8 protein-coding genes and 1 tRNA gene are annotated in these 7,263 nt (G+C 72.1%); 7 read left to right on the plus strand and 2 right to left on the minus strand.

What is annotated here, in order from left to right; genetic code table 11:
* From AOK22_RS21815 to AOK22_RS21825, 3 genes are all read left to right on the plus strand, one after another.
* On the plus strand, nt 1-579 hold a 579-nt coding region (locus AOK22_RS21815), incomplete at its 5' end, for a chorismate-binding protein (RefSeq protein WP_208606424.1).
* Nucleotides 576-2,258: a (2,3-dihydroxybenzoyl)adenylate synthase gene (locus AOK22_RS21820; RefSeq protein ID WP_279617090.1), complete on the plus strand. Its 1,683-nt coding sequence runs from the start codon at nt 576-578 to the stop codon at nt 2,256-2,258. The genes AOK22_RS21815 and AOK22_RS21820, both read left to right, overlap by 4 nt.
* A gap of 27 nt (nt 2,259-2,285) precedes the next feature.
* Complete coding sequence (locus AOK22_RS21825; protein ID WP_055700393.1) at nt 2,286-2,921, plus strand: isochorismatase family protein; 636 nt, start codon at nt 2,286-2,288, stop codon at nt 2,919-2,921.
* Nucleotides 2,922-2,973: 52 nt separating this feature from the next.
* Here AOK22_RS21825 and AOK22_RS21830 read toward each other — a convergent pair whose 3' ends face one another.
* The gene (locus AOK22_RS21830) at nt 2,974-3,450 is read right to left on the minus strand and encodes a MarR family winged helix-turn-helix transcriptional regulator (RefSeq protein WP_055700394.1); all 477 of its coding nucleotides are present in this window, start codon (nt 3,448-3,450) and stop codon (nt 2,974-2,976) included.
* Nucleotides 3,451-3,563: 113 nt separating this feature from the next.
* Here AOK22_RS21830 and AOK22_RS21835 point away from each other — a divergent pair, with 113 nt between their 5' ends.
* The 3 genes from AOK22_RS21835 (at nt 3,564) to AOK22_RS21845 (ending at nt 4,737) form a co-directional block, all read left to right on the plus strand.
* Nucleotides 3,564-3,980, plus strand: a complete 417-nt coding sequence (locus tag AOK22_RS21835; RefSeq protein WP_055700395.1) for an organic hydroperoxide resistance protein — start codon at nt 3,564-3,566, stop codon at nt 3,978-3,980.
* Between the two features lie 85 nt (nt 3,981-4,065).
* A tRNA-Arg gene (locus tag AOK22_RS21840) sits at nt 4,066-4,141 on the plus strand.
* Between the two features lie 368 nt (nt 4,142-4,509).
* Complete coding sequence (locus AOK22_RS21845; protein WP_055700396.1) at nt 4,510-4,737, plus strand: cold-shock protein; 228 nt, start codon at nt 4,510-4,512, stop codon at nt 4,735-4,737.
* Between the two features lie 30 nt (nt 4,738-4,767).
* Here AOK22_RS21845 and AOK22_RS21850 read toward each other — a convergent pair whose 3' ends face one another.
* Entirely contained in the window at nt 4,768-5,538 is a 771-nt protein-coding gene (locus AOK22_RS21850; RefSeq protein ID WP_055700397.1) for a hypothetical protein, read from the minus strand.
* A gap of 401 nt (nt 5,539-5,939) precedes the next feature.
* Between AOK22_RS21850 and AOK22_RS21855 the strand changes: the two genes are divergently transcribed.
* On the plus strand, nt 5,940-7,263 hold a 1,324-nt coding region (locus AOK22_RS21855), incomplete at its 3' end, for a cytochrome P450 (RefSeq protein WP_055700398.1).

A 7,263-nucleotide genomic window follows, 5' to 3' on the forward strand; every position in this document is an offset into this window, starting at 1 on the left:
CGCCACGGCCACCAGGTCGTCGCCAACCCGCTGGCCGGTTCGACGCCGCGCAGCGACGACCTCGCCGAGGACGTGCGCCGCGCGGCCGCGCTCCTCGAATCCGCCAAGGACCTGCACGAGCACGCCGTCGTGGTGGACGCCGTGCACCAGGCGCTCGCCGGCTTCTGCACCGAGCTGACCGTCCCGGCCCGCCCCACCCTCATCCGCACCGCGACGATGTGGCACCTGTCCACGACGGTCACCGGCACCCTCGCCTCCCTGGACACCTCCGCCCTCGAACTGGCCACCGCGCTGCACCCGACCCCCGCGGTCTGCGGCACACCGACCGCCACCGCGCGCGAGGTGATCCGCGAGACGGAACCGTTCGACCGCGGCTTCTTCACCGGCATGATCGGCTGGGGCGACGCGAGCGGCGACGGCGAGTGGGTCGTGACGATCCGCTGCGCGGAGGCCGAGGAGCAGTGCCTGCGGCTGTACGCGGGCGCGGGCATCGTCGCCGCCTCGGACCCGGCGGCGGAGACCGCGGAGACGGGCGCGAAGTTCCGTACGTTCCTGAACGCGGTGGGGGCGGAGCTGTGAGCACCCTGGATTCCCCGGGCACGCCGGGCACGCCGGACGCGCCCCTGTGGCCCGAGGAGTTCGCCGAGCGCTACCGCGCGGCGGGCTGGTGGCGGGGCGAGACCTTCGGGCAGATGCTGCGCGACCGCGCGGCCGCGCACCCGGACCGGATCGCGGTGGTCGACCCGGCCCGGGACCTGCGCTGGACGTACGGCGAACTCGACCTGCGCGCCGACCGGCTGGCCGCGGGCTTCCTCGCCCGCGGGATCGCCAAGGGCGACAAGGTGGTGGTCCAGCTCCCGAACATCGCCGAGTTCTTCGAGACGGTCTTCGCGCTGTTCCGCATCGGCGCGCTCCCGGTCTTCGCGCTGCCCGCGCACCGCGAGACGGAGATCCGCTACTTCTGCGAGTTCACCGAGGCCGCCGCGTACGTCGTCCCGGCCGAGCACGCCGGCTTCGGCTACCGCGACCTCGCGGCCAAGGTCGTCGCCGACGTCCCCACGCTGCGGCACGTGTTCGTGGCCGACGGCGACGGGGGCGCCTTCGAGGCGCTGTCCGACGTGCCCGCGGAGCCGGTGACGATCCCGGACCCGCCGGCCCCGTCCGACCTCGCCTTCCTCCAGCTCTCCGGCGGCAGCACCGGCGTACCGAAGCTGATCCCGCGCACCCACGACGACTACATCTACTCGCTGCGCGGCTCGAACGAACTCTGCGGGGTCGACGAGTCCTCGGTCTACCTGGTCGCCCTCCCCGCGGCCCACAACTTCCCGCTCTCGTCGCCCGGTTCGCTCGGCGCGCTGTACGCGGGCGCCCGCGTCGTCCTGTGCCCGCGCCCCGGCCCCGAGGCCGCGTTCCCGATCATCGAGTCGGAGGGCGTCACGCTCACGGGCCTCGTCCCGCCGCTCGCCCTGCTGTGGACGGACGCCGCGGCCTCGACGCCGTACGACCTGAGCAGCCTGGACGTCCTCCTGGTCGGCGGCGCGAAGTTCAGCGAGGAGGCGGCGCGCCGGGTGAAGCCCGCCCTGGGCTGCACGCTCCAGCAGGTCTTCGGCATGGCGGAGGGCCTGGTCAACTACACGCGCCTGGACGACGATGCGGAGACGATCGTCACGACGCAGGGCCGCCCGATCTCCCCCGACGACGAGATCCGGGTCGTCGACGACGAGGACAACGACCTGCCCGTCGGCGCGACGGGTCACCTCCTGACCCGGGGCCCGTACACGATCCGCGGCTACTGGAAGGCGCCCGAGCACAACGCCCGTTCCTTCACGGCGGACGGCTTCTACCGCACGGGCGACGTCGTACGCCTCACGGAGAGCGGGCACATCGTGGTCGAGGGCCGGGCCAAGGACCAGATCAACCGCGGCGGCGAGAAGATCGCGGCCGAGGAGGTCGAGAACCACCTCCTCGCCCACCCGTCCGTGCACGACGCGAACGTCGTCGCCGAGCCCGACCCGTACCTGGGCGAGCGGACCTGCGCGTACGTGATCCTGCGCGAGGGCGCCGAGCCGCTGAAGGCGGTCGCCGTCAAGAAGTTCGTACGCGAACGGGGTCTGGCCGCCTACAAGGTGCCGGACCGCGTGGAGTTCGTGACGGCCTTCCCGCAGACGGGCGTGGGCAAGATCTCCAAGAAGGACCTGAGGGCAGCCGCGACGTCCTCGCCGTCCCCTGCCTCCCCTCCTCCGTCTCCGCACACCTGACCGACCCGAACGGAACAGCTCACGCCCATGGCCCTCCCCGCCATCACCCCGTACCCCATGCCGTCGGCCGACGAACTGCCGGCGAACCGCGTCGACTGGAAGGTCGACCCGTCCCGCGCCGTGCTGCTCGTGCACGACCTGCAGAACTACTTCCTGAACGCGTACGACCGCACGGCCTCGCCCGTGCCCGAACTCCTGTCCCACGTGGCGCGGTTGAAGCAGACCGCCGACCGCCTCGGCGTCCCGGTCGTGCACACCGCGCAGCCCGGCGGCCAGACGCCGGCCGAGCGGGGCCTGCAGCAGGACTTCTGGGGTCCGGGCCTGCCGGACGACGCGGAGGCGGCGGCGATCGCGCCCGAGATCGGCCCCGCGCCCGCCGACACGGTCCTGACCAAGTGGAAGTACAGCGGCTTCGTCCGCACGGACCTCCTGGAGCGCCTGCGCGAGCAGGGCCGCGACCAGCTGGTCGTCACGGGCGTCTACGCCCACATCGGCGTCCTGATGACGGCCTGCGACGCGTGGATGCAGGACATCCAGGCGTTCGTGGTCGCCGACGCGGTGGCCGACTTCTCGGCCGAGGACCACGCGATGGCGCTGCGGTGGGCGGCGGGGAAGTGCGCGGTGGTGACGACCACGGCGACGGTGTTCGGCGAGCAGCCGTAGCGGCTGACCGGCCGCTCCCTCACGACCCGGGGGCCGAGGCCCGGGGGGCGCGTCAGTCGACGCACCCCCGGGCGTCGGCCCCCGGCTGCACTTCGGCGGCGTCCAGGGCCGCCGTCAGGGCGTTCAGGCGGGCCCGGAGGTCCCGTACGTCCTCCAGGGACAGCCCGGTGGACTCGGCGATGGCGCGGGGGACGGCCCGCGCCTGCTCCCGCAGGGCAAGCCCCTCTCCGGTGAGCGTCACGGCGACGGACCGCTCGTCCTCGACGCTGCGGCGCCGCTCCACGTACCCGGCCGCCTCCAGCCGCTTGAGCAGCGGCGACAAGGTCCCGGAGTCGAGCCGGAGCCGCTCCCCGATCTTCTTGACGGGCAGCTCGCCGTGCTCCCAGAGCACGAGCATCACCAGGTACTGCGGGTAGGTGAGCCCGAGCCCCTTCAGGGCGGTGCGGTAGACGCCGTTGAAGGCGCGCGTGGCGGCGTGCAGCGAGAAGCAGATCTGGTGATCGAGCCGCAGAAAGTCCTCGTCGTCCATGGTTCCAGGCTACAAGCACCCAACTAAGTTGTGCACAACTAAATTGCGTGCTCTACTTATGAGGTCGGCTCAGCGGCCGACACGGCACCACCGACACCCGAAGCGAGGACCCCATGGAAGCGCTGTACACCGCAGTGGCCACCGCCAACGGCCGCGAGGGCCGCACCGTCAGCTCCGACGGCCAGGTCGACCTGCCGCTGGCCTTCCCCCCGGCGCTGGGCGGCGACGGCAAGGGCACGAACCCGGAGCAGCTCTTCGCCGCCGGCTACGCGGCCTGCTTCGCCAGCGCGATGGGCAACATCGCGCGCCAGGAGAAGCTGGACGTCTCGGACGTCTCGGTGACGGCGGAGGTGAGCATCGGCAAGGACGCCACGGACGGCGGCTTCGGCCTCGCGGTGGTCATGCGCGTCGAACTCCCGTCCCACCTGGAGGGCCCCACGGGCGAGGCACTCCTGGAGAAGACCCACGCGTACTGCCCGTACTCGAAGGCGACCCGCGGCAACATCCAGGTCGACCTGGTAATCGAGTAACCCGGAACGCCCCCCACCCCCGAATTGACCACCCGCTACACTGTCGGCGGTGACGCGGTCCACACGACCAGCACCACCACGCCCCGCCTTCGTAGCTCAGGGGATAGAGCACCGCTCTCCTAAAGCGGGTGTCGCAGGTTCGAATCCTGCCGGGGGCACCAGGTCAGAACGGCAAAGGCCCAGGTCACGGAGTGAATCTCCGCGGCCTGGGCCTTTGTCGTGTGCGCCTTGCCGGGGCGGGCCCGGGCTTCGGCCTGACGGGCTACGGCGTTCGGTGAACCACGGCCGTCGGTCTCTTCCCGAAGGGCTCGCACGGCAAGCGCGCCATGTGCGGGAAGGTCAAGATGGGCGGGAAGTACGACCTCTGCGGCGAGGGCGTCGACTACCGGTGGGACTACGTCGACTACCGGGGGACCAAGGGCTGGGTGCCGCTCATGTGCATCACCTGGGACCTGTAGCGGAGCGCTCGTAGGCGTTCTCTCCTGGCTCGGGCCCCGGCGCTGTGCGCCGGGGCCCGTAGAGTCAGGCCATGGTGACTGCGACCGTCCGCGAGTGGAACGACGAGCAGGGGTGGGGCGTGCTCGACTCGCCCGAGACCCCCGGTGGCTGCTTCGGGCACTTCTCCGACATCCAGTCGAACGGCTTCCGCACCCTGTCCCCCGGCCAGCAGGTCGAACTCACCTGGGAAGCCCCCGGCTTCCAGCAGGACGGCTACGACTACCGCGCGGTGAACATCGTGCCGGGGGCCCCTTCCTGAAGCGGTCGGGGGTACGAGAGCGGTGACGCGTCAGTGGCGGATGCGGATGCCGTGGCGGGTGCGCATGCGGCGCAGTTCCCACAGGGCCACCGCCGTCACCGTCACCGGGCCGCCGAGCACCGCGGACCACTGCGCGAGCGGCGGGCCGTGCGGGAGTCCGCCGTCCAGCGCGACGCTGCAGAGCATCAGCTCCCAGACGAGTACGACGGTCAGGAAGGCCGGGAGCGCGGCGTGCACGTTCGAGGTGTTGAAGGCGTAACGGGCTGCGTAGGCCGAGGAGAAGAAGAGGAACGGCAGCAGCCACAGCAGGCCGATGAGCAGCGCCAGCGCCACGAGACCGTTCAGGAGCGTGCCGTAGTTCTGCTTCAGGAGCAGGGCGCTGCCGACCATGACGAGGACGACACCGGCCAGGATGCCGACCCACCAGCCCACCGCTTTGAGCGGGGCGCGCAGCCGGGAGCGGAGCAGGCGGCGCTGCTCGGCGGGGGCGTACCGGATGAAGCCGAGGACGGCGAGGGGACCGGTGACGATGAGCAGCAGCGGGGCGAGGATCATCTTCACCACGCCGTCGTTGGCGACGCCGCTCCAGCCGTCGTCCGCGCCGTAGACGTACACGAGGGAGAAGCTCGCGACCGCGCCGATGACCGCGCGCCACAGCTGCACCCGCGTCACCACCGGGTCGACGATGCGGCCCTCGCCCGGCTGGTTGAAGATCGCCTCCGCGCGGCGGCGGGAGGAGCGGATCAGCGGGACGAGCGGCGAGACGAACCAGAACGCACAGCCGGACCGGCCCCGGCGCACGGGCTGCGGCGGGCGATACGGGTACGGCTGCGGCCGCGGTGGCGGCGGACCGTAGGGGTGCGGACCGCCACCCTGCGGGGGACCGTAAGGATTCGGCCCACTGCCCTGGGGCGGTACGTACGGATTCGGGTCCCCGCCGGGTGGCGGAACGTTCCCCTGCGGGCCCCAGCCCTGATGTCCCCCGTGCGTCACTGTTCTCCCTCGTCCTTCGGGCCGCCGTCGAGCGCGCGCAGTTTACTGGCCGAAACCGGACGGGTGGCTGCAGGTAACGCTCCGGTTCACCTCACCGTGGCCGAACCTCGACGGGTCCTGCACGAAGGTCTCGGCGCCGGGCGGGGGCGCGGGGGACGCTGAGGGGTGCCGGGGTCCGGGTGAGGCCTCGGCGGTGAGGAGGCAGCGACATGCGGATTCCTGGGCCCGGACCTCGGGACGACGGCGGCGCGGGGGCCATCGCCGAGGCCGGAGGGCTGCATCTCTATCAGCGGTGGCTGCACGAGGAGTTCGGGCCCGTCGTGCGGTTCCAGCTGCCGGGGGCGGGGACGGCCGTGTCCGTGGCCGATCCCGTACTGCTGGAGGACATCGCCCATGTCGACGAGCGGCCGGCCGAGTTGTTCGCGTTCCTCTCGCCCCTGTGCGAGGCCGGCAATCTGCAGGTGATTCCCGGAGCCGAACACGAGCCCTGGCGGCGCCTGTTGCTCGAAGTCCTCGCCGGGCGGCCCTCCCACCAGCGGCATTTCGACCGGTTCACCGCGCTCGCCGAAGAACTCGCCGATCGGTGGGCGCGGCAGGGCCGGGACGGAACCGTCGCCTTGCAGAAGGATCTCACCTCGCTCTCGCTCCGGATGATCTGCGCGTACGCCCTGGGGGGCGACTTCGGCCACGAGGGCGGCAGTGACGGCAGTGACGGCAACAGCGGCAGCAACGGTGTCGTCGACGCCGACGCCGTCGTCTCCGCCTTCGAGATCGTGCTCACCGAGTACGTCGGGCACGCCGACAGCGCGCCCCCGCGCGCCGCGGAGGCCCTCGCGTATCTGCGCGCCACCGTCGACCGCGTCGTCTCCGCCCACCGGGCCTCGGGGCGGACCGACCGGAGCGATCTCATCGGCGCGCTCGTCGAGGCCGGCGAGAGTCCCGCGCGGATCCGGGACACCGTCATGGTGACCATGCTGGCCGCCCATCACACGACCGGCGTCGCCGTCTCCTGGGCGCTGCACCTCCTTGGGCAGCACCCCGACGTCGCCGCGCGCGTCACCGACGAACTGGACCGCGTCCTCGGCGAGCGCACCGCGCCCGACTACGCCGACCTGCGCCGTCTTCCCTATCTGGACAGGGTCCTGAAGGAGACGATGCGGATCTACCCGCCGGGCCCGTACGGCGCGCGCGAGACCACGGAGGCGATGACGCTCGGCACGTACGAGATCCCGGCCGGGACCGCGCTCTTCCTCCCCTTCTGGGCCGTCCACATGAACCCCGAACACTGGCCGGAGCCCGAGCGGTTCGACCCCGAGCGGTTCGCGCCGGACACCGCGGCGAAGCGGCCGCGCCTCGCGCACATCCCGTTCGGGTTCGGGCCGCGCAGCTGCGAGGGCGCCCAGCTCGCCACGGTCGAGGCGCTGCTCGTCCTCGCCGTGCTGCTCAAGCGCCTCCGCTTCTCGCCCGTCCCCGGACACGCCGTGACGCCCGTGGAACGGTTCGTGCTCTGGGCCGCCGACGACATCCTCATGG

Origin of the sequence: Streptomyces silaceus (assembly GCF_001419745.1) — a bacterium.
In the GTDB taxonomy this organism is placed as follows: Bacteria; Actinomycetota; Actinomycetes; order Streptomycetales; family Streptomycetaceae; genus Streptomyces; species Streptomyces silaceus.